The following is a 16,523-nucleotide window of genomic DNA, read 5'->3' on the forward strand; positions in this document are numbered from 1 at the left end:
GTAAATCCACACCTTTCAATTATTTGTTTCTATTCTACCATATGACAACTGCGTGATAGGACGATTTTTGCTAAACTAATGGCAGTAGCTTGCAAAGCATGACTCGAATGGAGTGACAGGAATGACAGTTTTAGAAGTAAAAGATTTAACAGGAGGTTATACGCGTAAGCCAGTTATTCATAATTTGTATTTTGCGTTAGAACCTGGAGAGCTCGTAGGCCTGATTGGTTTAAATGGAGCTGGTAAAAGTACGACAATCAAACATATCATTGGAATGATGCAACCACAAAAAGGTGAAATTCGCATCAATGGAAAAACGATGCAAGAAAATATGGATATTTATCGAACATCATTTTCATATATTCCAGAAACACCAGTGCTCTATGATGAATTAACATTGCGTGAGCATTTAGAAATGACGGCAATGGCCTACAATATTCCGTTAAACGTCATGGAGGAACGGGTAGCGCCATTATTGAAAGAATTTCGTATGGAAAAACGACTTAATTGGTTCCCGTCGCATTTCTCAAAAGGGATGCGCCAAAAGGTAATGATTATGTGTGCCTTTTTAGTTAATCCATCATTGTACATTATTGACGAACCATTTCTTGGTCTAGATCCACTTGCTATTAGCCTATTGCTTGAACAAATGGATGAAAAGAAAAAAGATGGGGCAGCAATTTTAATGTCAACACATGTTCTTGCAACAGCTGAACAGCATTGCGATAAGATTTTATTAATTCATGAAGGTCGTGTGCGCGCGTTTGGGACGATGAATGATTTGCGCCAATCATTCCATATGCCTGATGCATCACTCGATGACTTGTATATTCAAATGACAAAGGAACAAAACGATGCGTAATTTAGAAGACGTTTGGCGTAAACGTTCGGCGCATTATACTGGAGAACTTCAAAAATATATGCGCTATATTTTTACAGGGCATATGGCAATTGTCATTGTCTTTTTAATGGGAGCGGGCGGTTATCAATACAGTCACTGGCTTGATGCGAACCATGGGAATACCGCTACACCATCGCTTGAGATTGCTACAATCATCGTAGCATTTTTCTTAATGTTGAGCCGACCAGTAACATTGCTGAAAAAACCTGATGAAGTGTATTTACTGCCACTAGAAACGAAGCTTGGCTCATATTTTAAACGTGCTTTAAACTTCACGTTTACAACGCAGGCAGTTATTGTAGCGCTTGTGTATATTGTCGTGTGGCCGATGCTGCGTCAAGTGACCGAACTAGAAGTGTCTCAAATCGTCGCGGGCTTAATTGTAACGATTGTTTTGAAGTGGCTTAACATACAAGCTGAATTTGCGTATCGCTGGAATAAAGTCGGAGAGCGCGTATGGTTGAATCGAATTATACGTTATGTACTCAATGCAGCAGCGCTTTGGGGGATTTTGACGGGCCTTTATTTAGTATTAACTGTAGCGCTTGTGTTGTTTATTGCGTTGTGGTTTGCTGATAAAAAGAATATTATGAAGCAACCATTCCCGTACGAGCATTTTGTGTCATTAGAAGAAAATCGTATGATGGGAATTTATCGCTTTGCAAATTATTTTACCGATGTCCCACAAGTTCATGGCAGTATTAAACGCCGTCCATATTTTGACTTCCTATATAATATGGTGCCGAAAAAGCATGCAACAACATTTGAGTACTATTTGTTCCGCAGTGTGATTCGTACAGATGATCATTTTTATTTATGGTTACGATTAGTTGTCATTAATGCACTAGTAGTAGCTTTTGTTGATATTACGATTGCGGGTGCAATTATTTCAGCAGCGCTTGCATTTGCAGTTTCAATACAATTGAAGCAGGCAATTGCGTCAACACATGAGTTTACAATGAGTATGCTTTATCCATTGCCGCAAGGTTCACGCCAAAAAGCAGCTGTGAAAATTGTGCGTCACTTCATTGTTGCGCAGGCGTTAGTTGTATTAGTAGCAAGTATTACGCAACCATATTTTTATTTATATGCCATTATCGTCCTTGTCGTAGGTGAAGTGACATTGCGTTTATCGAAATAATAAAAGGAGGCTTCGCAACGCCGCGAAGCCTCCTTTTATTAGGTTTCTTGATATTTTAATACGGTACCAAGCATAGTTTGTGCGCCAGCAATCATCGCTTCTTCATCAAAATCAAATTTACCATGATGGTGTGGGTAGGCAATACCGCTTTTTGGCTTTGCTCCAGTGAAGAAAAACGCACCAGGTACTTGCTCTAAATAGTAGGCGAAATCTTCACCAATCATTAATGGTTCAATAAAGTGGCTGTCAACAACGGCTGGTACTGAGTAAGCAAAATCATGTAAAAATTGTGCGCAGCGATCATCGTTAATAACAGGAGGGTATCCTTCGATAATATCAAGTTCGTACGAAGCACCCGCACTTAAACATAAACCTTTTAAAATACGCGACATCTCATCATAAATTTCTGTGCGGGTAGCAATGTCAAAGACGCGTACAGTGCCTTTTAAAATTGCTTTTTCGGCGATAATATTAAATGTTTCACCAGCTTCTAAAGCGCCAATTGACAGCACTGCTGGAGATAGTGGATTAAGTCGGCGCGAAATAATTTGCTGCAATTGTTGAATAACGGTAGCCGTTAGAGCAATGGCATCGACGGATGTTTGCGGCGCACCACCATGCCCGCCTTTCCCAATTAACGTAATTTTAAAATTTGATGCAGCAGCCATAAGCGGACCTTGTGCTGTATACACATGACCACTGTCAAATAGCGACCATAAATGAGTCCCGAAAATGGCATCGACACCGTTTAAACAACCCGCATTAATCATATCTTTCGCGCCACCAGGTGGGTGTTCTTCAGCTGGCTGATGAATGAAGACATAATTCCCGGTTAGTTCGTGTTCATGTTTCTTGAGAACGCGCGCGACAGTTAAGAGCATCGCCGTATGTCCATCATGCCCACAAGCATGGCTAACATTTGGTGTTTGTGAGCGATATGGTACTTCTTTTTGATCTTGAATGGGCAATGCATCAAAATCGGCACGCAGCGCAATCGTTTTCCCGGGTTTTGCCCCTTTTATGCGAGCAACAAGACCATAACCACCACCAAAATTTGGCTCATAGGATATGCCCATCGCGTCATATTGAGCAGCAATAAACGCAGCGGTTTTGGATTCTTGAAATGACAATTCAGGGTACATATGTAAAAAACGTCGCGTTTGGCGCATTTCTTCGAAAGCATTTGAAATTTCTCGATAAAACTCCACAGAATCCCCACTTTCTTTTTGTATATTGAAAAAGTTGATGGCATTGGCCAGCGTATTAGTTAGCGGCGCTCGTCTTCTTCATCAGGGAAGTCGACATCATCAAGGTTTGTTGTATATGTTTTCGTGAACAATATTGGTTCAAATGATTGACTGTTCATATTAAGCGTCCCAACTTCTTGGTAGCTTGCAATTGCTTCTTGATAGTCATTTGTTAATTTCCACGCTTCAAATGAGCCAGCGCCTGTCCATTCTGTTAAGACAACATAATCGGTATCATTTAAAGGGCGTAATAAGCGAAATGCCACGAATCCTGGTTCTTGGCTGATGCCATGTTGGCGTTGCTTGAAACGATCCTCAAATACTTGATGTTGCTCTTGCATAAGTGATACATAGATAAGCGCAAAATAACCATGTTGTTCTAGTTGGCCTTCTGATGCTACAATGTTGTATTTTTTTGGCGCTGCAAATTTCGTTTTTTTGTCTGTTTCATGGAGCAAAATCGAATTGACATCGTTATGCGCTAAAATCATTTGTTCCTTTTTGTATTTTCCTTGAAGTGTTTGCATGAAGTCGGCTGTACCGATTGCAATATATAAATTTGTCATAGCAATACCCCTTTAATTAGTGATGTAGTTATTATATTACCTTTTAGACAATAGGCGAAACGAAACCGACAAAATTCTGTCACGTTTTAAGAATTTTGTATGACAAATTGAGCTGGAAACTATACATCGCAGCAGTGAAAGATTATAGTGAAGATTGGATACAAATGTCGGATTTTATATGTAAAATTAGAAATGAGAGAAGGGAAGAAACAGAAACATGACAGCTTTTAATGATACTTTATTACGTGCAGCTCGCGGTGAGCGCACAGAACATACACCAGTTTGGTATATGCGCCAAGCAGGTCGCTCACAACCTGAATACCGTAAAATTAAAGAAAAATATTCATTAGAGGAAATTACACATCAACCAGAGTTATGTGCGTATGTCACGCATTTGCCTGTACAAAACTATAATGTTGATGCCGCTATTTTATACAAGGATATCGTAACGCCACTTCCCGGAATGGGCGTAGACGTGAAAATCCAAGCGGGTGTAGGTCCCGTTATTTCAAATCCAATTCGTTCTGAAAAGGATATCGATAATTTACGCGAGTTCAATCCAGAGGAACACGTACCTTTTGTATTAGATACGATTAAGCTTTTAACAGAAGAACAATTGACTGTTCCACTAATCGGTTTTGCAGGAGCACCGTTTACATTAGCAAGTTATATGATTGAGGGCGGTCCATCGAAGAACTATGCAAAAACAAAGTCATTTATGGTATCTGAACCTCAAGCTTGGTTCAAATTAATGGATAAGCTTGGAGACATGATTGTTATCGATTTAAAAGCGCAAATCAAAGCTGGTGCAAAAGCTTTCCAAATTTTTGATTCATGGGCTGGCGCGTTAAGTCACGAAGATTATGTGATTTTCATTAAACCGGTGATGACACGTATCTTCAATGAATTAAAAGATGAAAGTGTGCCAATGATTATGTTCGGTGTTGGCACAAGCCATCTTGTGCTTGATTGGCAGGAGCTTCCGCTTGATGTCGTGGGCCTTGATTGGCGTTTGCCAATTAAACAAGCCCGTCAAATGGGTCTTAAAAAACCTGTTCAAGGAAACTTAGACCCAACACTTTTATTAGCAGATTGGGACGTTCTTGAAGCACGTACAAAGGCTATTATCGACCAAGGACTAGAAATGCCAGGCCATATTTTCAACTTAGGTCATGGCGTATTCCCGTCAGTTGACCCAGATGTCTTAAAACGTTTAACGACACTAATTCATGAATATAGCCGCGAACAAATCGCAAAGAAATAATTTTTGAGGTGACAACAATAATGAAAAAGCAAATTGGTTTATTAGTGATGGCATATGGCACACCACAAAAAGATGAAGATTTAATTCCGTATTACACACATATTCGTCGTGGGCATCGTCCAACAGATGAACAAATTGAAGACTTGCGTAGCCGTTATCAAGCAATTGGTGGTATTTCACCACTAGCAGCAACAACTGAAAAACAAGCATATGCATTAGGTGCACGTTTAAATGCAATCCAAGATGCTGTTGAATATAAAGTGTATATTGGCTTAAAACATATTTCACCATTTATTGAGGATGCCGTTGAGCAAATGATTCAAGATGGTATTAAAGAAGCGGTAGGGATTGTATTAGCACCCCATTTCTCTTCGTTCTCAACGAAAGCGTATCATACACGCGCATTTGAAAAAGCACAAACAATCGATACAGACTTTAAGTTCACAGGGATTGATAGCTGGTATAAGGAAGAAAAATTCCTCCAATACTGGACTGAAAAGATTAATGTAGAATTTGCTGGAATGTCAGAAGAAGAACGCGAAACAGCATGTTTAGTCGTTTGTGCGCATTCGCTGCCGGAGAAAATTATTGCGATGGGCGATCCATATGCTGAACAATTATTTGAAACAAAAGATTTATTACAACAACGTACAGGTGTGAAAAATGTAGCGTTTGGCTGGCAATCAGCAGGTCAAACAAAAGATCCTTGGTTAGGACCAGATGTACAAGATTTAACACGTGATTTATACAATAATAAAGGGTATCGCTCATTTACTTATATACCGGTTGGATTCGTCGCAGAACATTTAGAAGTACTGTATGATAATGACTACGAATGTAAAACAGTATGTGAAGAATTAGGTGCTAACTATCATCGACCAGCAATGCCTAATGATGATGCACTATTCATCGATGCGATGGCAGATGCCGTTCAAAAGGTCAACGTGAAATAATAGAGAAAGTGATGATACATGTGACTGACAATAAGCGAAGGGTCGCCATAATCGGTGGGGGAATCACCGGTTTATCGGCAGCGTTCTATTTGCAGGAACAGGCGAAATTACATCACTATCCATTAGAAATCGTATTATTAGAAGGTTCTCATCGCTTAGGTGGAAAACTTCAAACGTTGCGCAAGGATGGTTTTATAATTGAACGCGGGCCAGATTCTTTTGTTGATCGCAATCATATTGTTTTAGATTTAGCGACGAAACTAGGTATTGATCATGATTTAGTGAAGACGAAAAAAGCAAAAACATATATCGCAGTAAACAACAAAGAATTACAGCCAGTCCCAAAGAACACTATTTTAGGGATTCCAACACAAATCAAACCATTTATGGCATCAAGCTTGGTGTCGTGGAGCGGAAAAGTACGAGCTACAGCAGATTTGATGCTGCCACCGAGTCGGATTGATGGGGATCAATCTCTCGGTAAATTTATGCGTCGCCGTTTCGGAGAAGAATTTGTACAAAACTTAATTGAGCCTTTTCTATCGGGCGTGTTTTCCGGCGACATTGATGAGCTTAGCCTTCAAGCAACGTTACCAATACTTTTACAGTATGAGCAAGAGGCGGGAAGTGTCATGCGTGGTATGCGTCGCGAACTGACATCGATGGATCCACGGACGTTTACAGAAGAGCATAACGCTTTTTCGGTGCAAACGTTTGCGGACGGTATGGATACATTGGTTGATTCACTCGCTGACGCATTTGATGGTCAATTGATGAAAGGTGTGCGCGTTCAATCAATTATGCAGTCGAATGAGCAACTGTGTTTAGAGCTTAACAATAAATCAATGTTAACAGTTGATGGCGTCATTATTGCGACACCACATCAGGCTGCGCAAAAGCTTTTTGAAAAGCAAGAGCTATTACAAGATTTAAAATCGATTCCATCTAATACGGTTGCATCAGTATCAATGATTTTTGATGAAAAGACGCTAGCTTCATTTGATGGAACGGATATTTATATGTCGCGCAATAGCGATTATTCATTAACATCTGTAACGAATGAAACGAAAAAATGGCCACATATTGCACCAGAAGGTTATGCCTTATTGAATTGTTATATTGGGCGTACTGGCGATGCAGCAATCGTTGAGTTATCAGATAGTGAAATTGAAAAAACAGTTATTGAAGATTTACAGCAATTATCAGGTATTACAGAACAGCCTTTTAAAACCGTTGTCTCTCGTTGGAAAGATTCAATGCCTCAATATACAATTGGTCATGTTGACCGTATTAAGTGTGCTAAAGAGAAGTTGTATGAGACGTTTCCAACAGTGCGTCTTGCTGGTAATTCGTATGAAGGAATTTCTTTACCGAAGTGTATTGAACAAGGGATGAACAACGCAGAAGAATTATTAAAAGAGCTATTCAAATAGACTAGATGAAGGGGCATGCATGTAGCAAGCCTCTTTTGTTTTGACTTAAATAGTTCACAAACATTTCACAACGATTCGGTACAATTACACTAATGAAGGAGGAATGATTGTGCGATTAAAATTACTTGGGATGATGCTTCTTGCAAGTTTACTTGCGGCGTGCAATCATTCAACATACCCAGAGATTGAACAACAAACAGACTTTATTGCGTCAGTCAACATTCAAGAACCATCGCTTGATTTTATAGATAAAAATGGTAAGCAACTTGCAATATGGCCACTTTCAGAAGCATATAGTGGTGCGACGTTAATTGACGATGATCGAATTTTATTGTATGGACATGAGCTTGACCATGCCGATCTTATTCAACTAAGTACAGGAGAACGCATAGCAGAAATTAATACGGGTGAAGGTACGACAAACGCCCTCTATGATGCTGATACAAAATTAGTGTATTTAGCGAATAGTTGGACGAATACTATAACAGCTTATGACATAGATGGCAATGAGCATGCAAAGCAAAAAACAGGAAAATATCCAATGTCGATGCTACGATATGAACAGCAATTATTTGTTGTGAATTTCAAAGACACAACATTAAGTGTACTCGATGCGAAAACATTACAAAAACGTGCAGATTGGAAAATTCCAGCTTCTTCGAATGGATTGTTAGCTGTACGTGATGAATTGTGGATTGGTGGGCATGGCTCAGGGAGTACGCCAAATGATGCGGTCGTACGACTTGATATTCATAGTGGAAAAATGTTAGAAAAATTCAAATTACCAATGATGCCAATTGCATTTTTAGAACAACATGATGAGATTTATGTACTGAGCCATGGTGAAAATATTCTACATAAATTAGATGTACATGGTAAGGAAATTTCGAGCGAAGAAGTAGGAGCAAATCCATTTGCACTTGCAAGTTTTGCAGGACATATTGTTGTTGCGGGCTATGACGATCATAAAATTTATTGGACGGATGGGACGAGTGTAGAGCGTAGTCAAACAGTAGGCGCTGGCCCATTCCAATTGTTAGTGAGGGAGAAATAGATGACGACGATTTTAATTGTAGATGACGAGCAACAAATGCGCGAACTAGTGCGCATTATGTTGCAGCAAGATCAAATTAAAACATATGAGGCTTCAAATGGACAGGAGGCACTCGATTTATTAGCGCAACTTGATATTGATCTTGTGCTACTCGATGTCATGATGCCAGGTAAAGATGGCTTTGATGTGTGTGCTGAAATTCGCGAAACATCTAATGTGCCGGTTATTTTTTTAACAGCGAAAGATGCGGATGAAGATAAGGTATATGGCTTACGCCTAGGTGGCGATGATTACATTGTGAAACCATTTAGCGGCGATGAATTATTAGCGCGTATTGAAGCTGTGTTGCGACGTACGGGGGCGACACAACCGGTATCGGTAAATATTTTACATTATGAAAGATTATTCCTTGATGAGGTAGCACGCAAAGTGACGTTTAATAATAAACGTGTCCCGTTAACGATGAAAGAATTTGATTTACTACATTTATTTATGAAACATCCTAATATTGTATATACGCGCGAACAATTGCTGACACAAGTATGGTCACATGATTATGAAGGCGGGACTCGCACGGTAGATACACACATTAAAACGTTACGTCTAAAGCTTGGAAAAGAAGCTAGCCATTACATTCAAACCGTGTGGGGCATCGGGTATCGCTTTGGGTGTGATCAATAATGAAAAAGCTATCGACGAAGATTTGGTTATTAGTCGTCGCTTTTTTAGCATTTACTGTACTGTTTATGTATGCATTGACAAACTTTTTATATGAGCGTTTATATGTGCAAGATACGGAAGATGCGATGATTGAAGTCGGTACGAAACTTGCAAATATGTATGAAGGCGGCAAGGTGAACGATGAATTTGTGGCAGACATCGATCGCTATAATATATATTCTAATATGAATGTCTTTGCGGTACGTAATCCGCGTGAGTTAAGCGCCTGCGTACCGTTTGATATCGATTATGATACACTTATCGGTCCTGAAGAACGTAAACAACTCGTAAAAGGCGAGTTCATTATCAAGCAAGGGTATGAAAAGCGCTTTGACCGGCAGTTGATCTCTGTTGTCGTACCACTTGTCGATGGCGAACGATTAGAAGGGATTTTATATTTATATTTCCCACTCGAAAAAATTACTGAATTAGCATCGAAAGATATCACATTGATTGCCGTTGCAGCATTTATTTTTTTAGCATTTATGACGTTTATGACCATGAAGGGAATTGGCTTTATTATGAAGCCATTAAAACGATTACAGGTTGCAGCGCATGATATGGCGCACGGGGACTATACGACGAGAGTTGATGTGACGTCGAAAGATGAGATTGGTCAACTATCCGAGACATTTAATGAAATGGCTGCGGCAATTCAGCAAAGTGATGAACAACAAAAAGAATTTTTAGCCAATGTATCACATGAATTGCGAACACCAATTAGCTATGTAAAAGGTTATAGTGAAGCACTTGCAAAAGGATTGATTCCACAAAATGAATGTGAAGCAAAGCTACAACTTATTGCGCGAGAAGCTGAACGTATGGAAAAATTAACGACAGAATTGTTGCAGTTGTCGCGAGCTGAACGTGTTGAAAAGTTAGAATTAATGCCACTTGCGTTAGCGGAATCATTACGCGAAGCGCTTATACTTGCGGACCAACGAGCACATGCAAAAGAGATGACGTTGACGTTAGAAGCAGATGAAACACTTATTGTCGAAGCGGATGATGAAAAACTCAAACAAATTGTCGTTAACTTAATTGAAAACGCTATCCGCTATTCAGAACCAGGTACTAATGTTACGGTGCGTGCATGTAAAGTTGGTGCGATGGCAAAGATAGAAATTGAGGACCATGGTATGGGTATTCCAGTTGAAGATTTGCCACATGTAGCAGAACGTTTTTACCGGGTAAATAAGGCGCGAAGTCGAAGTGATGGTGGTAGTGGGCTTGGTTTATCTATTGTTAATCAGTTGATGAAGGCACACAATGGCTCATGGACGATTGAAAGTACTGTTGGTACAGGAACGATTGTGACGTTATGCTTACCATTATATGAATTTGAAGAAGAGTAAAGAGCTGTGTTAAGCAGCTCTTTTTTGTATGACGAAAAAAGAGGACACGTTGGGGGCGTGTCCTCTTTTGATTAAGCGATTTAATTATAGATTCATAAAGTTTAAAACGACAGATTTATGAATGAAAGTATTAATAGCTATTGGGGTAGCCATTAATCCAGTAATACTCAGTTTTTAAGGTTTATAGAGAATTGCATTTTTCGCAAGTGTTAGAGTAGCACTCACTTTGTTCCTCAATTTTTTCACCACATTCTGCACAATTCTTTGCTGGTAAGTTCTTGAAAAATTCTACTACGTTTTCTAACATGTTACTTCTCCTCCTTCAATCTGTTATATTACTGATTTGTTGTAACTAATTGTATTATAACAGAAGATTAAAAGTCAATACAAAAAATCAAATTTAAGTTAAAATATTTATAGAACGAAAAAGGGAGGATTTATTCCATGTTATTTATTGATAATAAGGGCATTCATGACCCACGCATTAATTTAGCCATTGAGGAGTATGCATTAAACAATTTAAATGTTGATGAAGGCTTGTTACTTTTCTATATTAATCAACCATCTATTATCATTGGCCGTAATCAAAATACGGTTGAAGAAATTAATACAGACTATGTTGATGAAAAAGGTATTATCGTTGTACGTCGTTTATCAGGTGGTGGCGCTGTGTACCACGACTTAGGAAATTTAAATTTCAGCTTTTTAACAGTTGATGACGGTGACAACTTCCAAAACTTTAAAAAATTCACACAGCCGGTAGTAGATGCACTAAAAAATATGGGCATTGATTCAGAGTTATCAGGCCGTAATGATATTTTAGCGAATGGTCGTAAAATTTCAGGAAATGCGATGTTTTCAAAAAATGGTCGTATGTTTAGTCATGGAACATTGATGTTTGATGCGGATATTAATGAAGTTGTAAATGCGCTACGCCCGAAAAAAGAAAAAATCGAATCAAAAGGGATTAAATCTGTACGTTCACGTGTAACAAATGTGAAAGAGTTATTAGAAGATCAATCGATGGTAGTTGAAGATTTCCGTTTAGAAATTTTAAAATCTATTTTTGATGGGCTAGATAACGTGAAATATTATGATTTAACAGACGACGATTGGGCTGCAATTCATAAAATTTCAGAAGAACGCTACCAAAAATGGGAATGGAACTATGGCAAATCGCCAAAATTCAACATTCAACGTTCGAAAAAATTTGCATCCGGTTTTATTGATTTGCGCTTAACCGTGAACAAAGGGATCATGCAAAACGTCCATATCTTTGGTGACTTTTTTGGCATCGGGGATATGAATGACCTTGAAGAAGCATTAGTTGGAAAACGCTATGAAAAAGAAGCGATTATTGAAGCGTTAAAAGATATTGATGTGCCACGCTATTTTGGTGGAACTTCATTAGAAGATTTTGTGGAGTTAATGTATTAATTATTAGAAATGGAGGGGAAATTGATGACTACCCACCGGATTTTAATCGTAGAAGACGATATGAAAATCGCAAATATGCTTGCGGATACGCTTCGCAAGTACCACTACGAAGTGAAAACAGTGGAAATGTTCGATCAAATTATAGAAGAATTTAAAGCGTTCGCCCCCCATCTCGTATTGCTTGATATAAATTTACCATCCTATGATGGATTTTATTGGTGCCGTCAATTACGTCAGTTTACGACGGTACCAATTATTTATATCTCGGCTCGTTCAGGTGAGATGGATCAAATTTTTGCGCTTGAAAATGGTGGCGATGATTTTATTACAAAACCATTCCATTATGAGATTGTATTAGCGAAAATTAAAAGTCAGTTACGTCGTACATATGGTGAATATGCGACAAAACAAGAAGAGCGCACAATTAAATTAGGGCAATTGACGCTTTATTTAGAACGTATGGAATTGCATACAAAAATGGATCAAATTGCATTGCAAAAAAAAGAAAGTGTCATTTTAGAATTGTTAATGGGTGAATCACCAAAAGTAGTATCACGTGAACGTTTACTTGAAGAATTATGGGATGATCAAGCATTTGTTGATGAAAATACATTGAATGTTAATATGACGCGTGTGCGTAAAAAATTAGCAGATTACAATATATTGTCGACTATTGAAACTGTGCGTGGTGCAGGATATCGTTTTGTATTGAATAGTCAGGAAGTGTAGTCATGCAACTGATGTGGTTATTCTTGCGTGAGCATGTGTCGATTATTGTATTCGAAGTTTTTCTTGTCGGCTTTATTTTAGTGTTGTATTGGTTAGATGGCTTCCGCGATATGAATACAGCGATTTATTCGATTTTAATTACGTTGATGCTGACAGGCACTTTTTTAGCAGCACGTTACATTATTCGTAAGCGTTATTATGAAAAAATTTTACAAGTACCTAAAACGATGGAAGATGCCTTGCAATCTACTGGGAAAACAGCTGAACAAGTACAGAGTGAAGAGTATTTGCACGAGCTTTATCGTATTTACCAGCTAGAGGTACAAGAGCTTTATGCAACGCAAAATCGTCATCTACAATTTATGAATCAATGGGTGCATCAAATGAAAACACCACTTGCCGTTTTAGAGCTTATGCTACAAGATCCTGATGCGCTTGATAAAAAAGGTGTGCAGGAAGAAGTAGAACGCCTAAAGCATGGACTTGAAATGGTTTTAATGAATGCGCGATTGGATACATTTGAAGAAGATATGCATATTGAGAAAGTTGATTTGAAACATCTTGTTATGGAAGTCGTCAATCAAAACAAACGTTTATTTATTACGAATCGTGTTTTTCCGAGTGTCGAAATTGAAGGAGATATTTTTGTGATGACCGATTCGAAATGGATGAAATTTATTATTGGACAATTTATTACAAATGCTGTGAAGTATACATTTAAGGATGGTAAAAAAGTTTATATTACAACGGAAGCAACGACAAATGAATTGAAGCTAAGCGTGCGCGATGAGGGAATCGGGATTCCATCAACGGATTTGAAACGTGTTACAAAAGCATTCTTTACCGGTGAAAATGGTCGTAAGTCAGGTGAATCGACAGGAATGGGCTTGTATTTAGCAGATGAAATTTGTCGGAAGCTCGGACATACACTAACAATTGATTCAACAGTTAATGTAGGCACGACCGTAACTGTGACGTTCAATTTGTCATAAGTGGGAGGACTTTCAATGACGATTTTAACAATTAATGATGTGACAAAAGTATATGAAGGTAAGGTGACGCATCGTGCGATTAACCAACTGAGTTTTGAAGTAGAGAAGGGTGAGTTCATTGCTGTTATGGGACCATCAGGTAGTGGGAAAACGACACTACTGAATATGATTTCAACAGTTGATCGCCCAACAGCCGGAGAAATTTTAGTCAATGGAGTAAACCCACATACATTGAAGAAAAATGAGCTAGCCTTTTTCCGCCGTCGCGAACTAGGCTTTATTTTTCAAGATTTTAATCTGTTGCAAACGTTAAATGTTGAAGAAAATATGGTGTTACCATTGACGCTCGATAATATGAATGTGAATGAAATGGAAGTGCGTGTTGCAGAGCTTGCACAACATTTAGGTATGGAAGATATTTTGCATCGTTTGCCTAATGAAATTTCAGGTGGTCAGGCACAAAAAACAGCGATTGGTCGCGCACTTATTCATAAACCAACGCTTATTTTGGCGGATGAACCAACGGGGAATTTAGATTCTAATTCATCAAAGGATGTACTGGAATTACTTGGGAAAATTAACAAACGCGATCATACAACGATTGTTATGGTGACACATGATCCAATTGCAGCGAGTTATTGTGACCGCGTGCTCTTTATTAAAGATGGTGAGTATTTTAACGAAATTTATCGTGAAGACCATCGCCAAACGTTCTTCCAACGCATTTTAAATGTGTTGAGCCTATTAGGAGGTCATGTCGGTGACTTTTCGTCAGTTCGCTTATCGTAACGTTGTACGAAACCACCGTATTTATGCCGCCTTTTTCTTAGCTAGTGTGTCGTCGGTAATAGTATTCTTTATTTACTCAATGCTTATGTATCATCCAAAAGTAGAAAATGAATTTATGATCGACATTGCCTTTCGAGGTATGTATCTTGCACAAATTATTTTAGTGCTGTTTATGTTATTTTTCCTGTTTTATTCCATGCGTGCCTTTTTAGAAGCACGCTCGAAAGAATTTGGTATTCTTATGCAGCTTGGGATGGAAAAACAACAACTCAATAAACTTGTGACGCTTGAAACGATGCTCATTGGTTTTGCTTCGATTGTTGTCGGGATTATATTTGGTTTTGCATTCTCGAAATTTTTCTTTATGGTCATTCGCGAGATTTTACAAATTTCAGCGCTACCAATCTATTTTTCGTGGAAGCCATTTATGTTAACGATTATGACATTTACGACACTCTTTATTGTTGTATCACATTTGAGTGTGCTAACGATTAAAGATCAGGAGCTTATCTATTTATTACGAGGCACTGAAAAGGATATCCAAGCACAACATTATTCAAAAATGGGTGCAATTACAGGGTTTTTATTACTCGGTTTAACGTACTATATTATGTTAAATGTTGATAAAAGTAATTTGTTGTTTTTAGCACTTGTTGTACCACCTATTATGATGATTGGTACGTACTTTTTTTTTAGTGATTCTACGTTGTTAATCATCGATATTTTGCGTAAGTTCAAAAGGCTGTACTGGCGAAAGTATCGATTACTTGCATGGTCAGAGTATGCAAAGATGCTAAAAGTAAATTCGCGTATGTTTTTCATTTCATCAATCGTATCAACGTTATCGTTTTTAGCGATTGGTACATTGAGTTCGATGTCTGCATTTACACATCAATATCATCAACTTAATCCGATCAGCATGCTCTATATAAGTAAGCTAGATAATCCGTATGAATATCAACATCTAGTTAGTTTAGAAGATGAGTTAAACGCACGAAATTTAGCGTATCAGTTATCGATACTTGAAGTGAAACCACAAACATCATCTGAGACCGGAAAGGCTATACAAGTCGTCAATGAGGAACAATTCAATCAACTTGCAAAAGTACTTGATGAACCAACTGTTGATTTGAAACGTGGTCATGCGATGTTTATTCCATATTCGGAGGAAGCTTATAAAACGTTGAATACAGTTGATGTGAAAACCACACTCGTTGAAAATAATGTCGGTGTACGAATTCAAGGTTCGTATCCGATTAGCTTCTTTTCAAAAGATCAATTAGGAGTCAATGCAATTATTGTTGATAAAAATGATTATGCACGGCTTTATAATTTGAAAGAAGGTTATCATACAGGCAGCCGTATTGATAAGATTTTTGCGTTTACGGTAGAGGATTGGACTGCCACACAATTTGTTGGACATGCGCTTGATAATATTATGACTGAAGCCACTATAACGAACAGTGAAGGAACCACACCGTTTTATTATAAAAATAATGGAATTGATTATGAGATTTTGCGCTCGACCTTTGCGCTCATTCTCTTTATCGGTATTTTGGCATCAGCGGTATTTTTCCTTGCAGCTGGCAGTTTTATTTACTTTAAATTGTACGCGAATTTAGATCGTGACCAAATGCAGTATACGACATTGCGACGTATGGGTGTAACGGACCGAGAAATTCGTAAACTCGTTAACCGACAGCTTATACCACAATTTTTCTTACCTTGGGGTGTAGCTGTTGTTAATAGTAGCTTTGCATTTATTGGCCTCCAAGTATTTTGGGAAGGAATCGCTGATTTATCAATTGCTAAGACGCTTATTACGGTTGTTGGTGTCATGACGAGTTTACAACTATTGTACTTTTATTTGATTCGATGGCGTTACTTAGCACATCTAAAATAAGCTTGGGGAATCGTCCTGTTTCAGGTGCGATTCCTTTTT

At 38.3% G+C, this 16,523-nt stretch carries 16 protein-coding genes; 13 read left to right on the forward strand and 3 right to left on the reverse strand.

Translation table 11 applies throughout. From position 1 onward, the window contains the following. Nucleotides 1–121: 121 nt before the first annotated feature. Together V514_RS0116060 and V514_RS0116065 are read left to right on the forward strand one after the other, a co-directional pair. Nucleotides 122–862: an ABC transporter ATP-binding protein gene (locus V514_RS0116060; RefSeq protein WP_029500882.1), complete on the forward strand. Its 741-nt coding sequence runs from the start codon at nucleotides 122–124 to the stop codon at nucleotides 860–862. After that, nucleotides 855–2,042: an ABC transporter permease gene (locus tag V514_RS0116065; RefSeq protein WP_029500883.1), complete on the forward strand. Its 1,188-nt coding sequence runs from the start codon at nucleotides 855–857 to the stop codon at nucleotides 2,040–2,042. The genes V514_RS0116060 and V514_RS0116065 overlap by 8 nt, the downstream gene beginning before the upstream one ends. A 38-nt stretch (nucleotides 2,043–2,080) precedes the next feature. On the opposite strand, the gene V514_RS0116070 is transcribed toward V514_RS0116065, so the two are convergent. Together V514_RS0116070 and V514_RS0116075 are read right to left on the reverse strand one after the other, a co-directional pair. Continuing rightward, nucleotides 2,081–3,250, reverse strand: coding sequence for a M20 metallopeptidase family protein (locus tag V514_RS0116070; protein ID WP_029500884.1), 1,170 nt, complete (start codon nucleotides 3,248–3,250; stop codon nucleotides 2,081–2,083). Between the two features lie 59 nt (nucleotides 3,251–3,309). Beyond that, nucleotides 3,310–3,855 (reverse strand): antibiotic biosynthesis monooxygenase family protein, encoded by a 546-nt coding sequence (locus V514_RS0116075; protein ID WP_029500885.1) that lies wholly within the window; start codon nucleotides 3,853–3,855, stop codon nucleotides 3,310–3,312. A gap of 217 nt (nucleotides 3,856–4,072) precedes the next feature. Between V514_RS0116075 and hemE the strand changes: the two genes are divergently transcribed. The 6 genes from hemE (at nucleotide 4,073) to V514_RS0116105 (ending at nucleotide 10,634) form a co-directional block, all read left to right on the forward strand. Next, nucleotides 4,073–5,119: a uroporphyrinogen decarboxylase gene (gene hemE / locus V514_RS0116080; RefSeq protein WP_029500886.1), complete on the forward strand. Its 1,047-nt coding sequence runs from the start codon at nucleotides 4,073–4,075 to the stop codon at nucleotides 5,117–5,119. Nucleotides 5,120–5,139: 20 nt separating this feature from the next. Next, complete coding sequence (gene hemH / locus V514_RS0116085) at nucleotides 5,140–6,072, forward strand: ferrochelatase (protein WP_029500887.1); 933 nt, start codon at nucleotides 5,140–5,142, stop codon at nucleotides 6,070–6,072. Nucleotides 6,073–6,083: 11 nt separating this feature from the next. Beyond that, complete coding sequence (gene hemG, locus V514_RS0116090; protein WP_035945004.1) at nucleotides 6,084–7,505, forward strand: protoporphyrinogen oxidase; 1,422 nt, start codon at nucleotides 6,084–6,086, stop codon at nucleotides 7,503–7,505. A 103-nt stretch (nucleotides 7,506–7,608) separates the two neighbouring features. After that, a complete protein-coding gene (locus V514_RS0116095; protein ID WP_235073495.1) occupies nucleotides 7,609–8,559 on the forward strand; it encodes a YncE family protein in 951 nt (316 codons plus the stop codon). After that, nucleotides 8,560–9,240 (forward strand): response regulator transcription factor, encoded by a 681-nt coding sequence (locus tag V514_RS0116100; RefSeq protein WP_029500890.1) that lies wholly within the window; start codon nucleotides 8,560–8,562, stop codon nucleotides 9,238–9,240. After that, on the forward strand, nucleotides 9,240–10,634 hold the full coding sequence (locus V514_RS0116105; RefSeq protein WP_029500891.1) for a sensor histidine kinase: 1,395 nt from the start codon (nucleotides 9,240–9,242) through the stop codon (nucleotides 10,632–10,634). Before V514_RS0116100 ends, V514_RS0116105 begins: the two co-directional genes overlap by 1 nt. A gap of 181 nt (nucleotides 10,635–10,815) precedes the next feature. On the opposite strand, the gene yhfH is transcribed toward V514_RS0116105, so the two are convergent. After that, complete coding sequence (gene yhfH / locus V514_RS20080; protein ID WP_081715080.1) at nucleotides 10,816–10,941, reverse strand: protein YhfH; 126 nt, start codon at nucleotides 10,939–10,941, stop codon at nucleotides 10,816–10,818. Nucleotides 10,942–11,078: 137 nt separating this feature from the next. Between yhfH and V514_RS0116115 the strand changes: the two genes are divergently transcribed. From V514_RS0116115 to V514_RS0116135, 5 genes are read left to right on the forward strand one after another with little or no spacing between them, the layout of a single operon-like run. Further along, nucleotides 11,079–12,071, forward strand: a complete 993-nt coding sequence (locus tag V514_RS0116115; protein ID WP_029500892.1) for a lipoate--protein ligase — start codon at nucleotides 11,079–11,081, stop codon at nucleotides 12,069–12,071. 24 nt (nucleotides 12,072–12,095) lie between these two features. Beyond that, on the forward strand, nucleotides 12,096–12,800 hold the full coding sequence (locus V514_RS0116120) for a response regulator transcription factor (RefSeq protein ID WP_029500893.1): 705 nt from the start codon (nucleotides 12,096–12,098) through the stop codon (nucleotides 12,798–12,800). Between the two features lie 2 nt (nucleotides 12,801–12,802). After that, nucleotides 12,803–13,792 carry a sensor histidine kinase gene (locus tag V514_RS0116125; RefSeq protein ID WP_200864039.1) on the forward strand — a complete coding sequence of 330 codons (990 nt, stop codon included), beginning with the start codon at nucleotides 12,803–12,805 and terminating at the stop codon, nucleotides 13,790–13,792. 15 nt (nucleotides 13,793–13,807) lie between these two features. Further along, entirely contained in the window at nucleotides 13,808–14,581 is a 774-nt protein-coding gene (locus tag V514_RS0116130) for an ABC transporter ATP-binding protein (RefSeq protein WP_029500895.1), read from the forward strand. After that, nucleotides 14,547–16,484 carry an FtsX-like permease family protein gene (locus V514_RS0116135; RefSeq protein WP_235073503.1) on the forward strand — a complete coding sequence of 646 codons (1,938 nt, stop codon included), beginning with the start codon at nucleotides 14,547–14,549 and terminating at the stop codon, nucleotides 16,482–16,484. Before V514_RS0116130 ends, V514_RS0116135 begins: the two co-directional genes overlap by 35 nt. Nucleotides 16,485–16,523 lie beyond the last annotated feature (39 nt).

The organism is Kurthia huakuii LAM0618, assembly GCF_000505545.1.
Lineage (GTDB): Bacteria > Bacillota > Bacilli > Bacillales_A > Planococcaceae > Kurthia > Kurthia huakuii.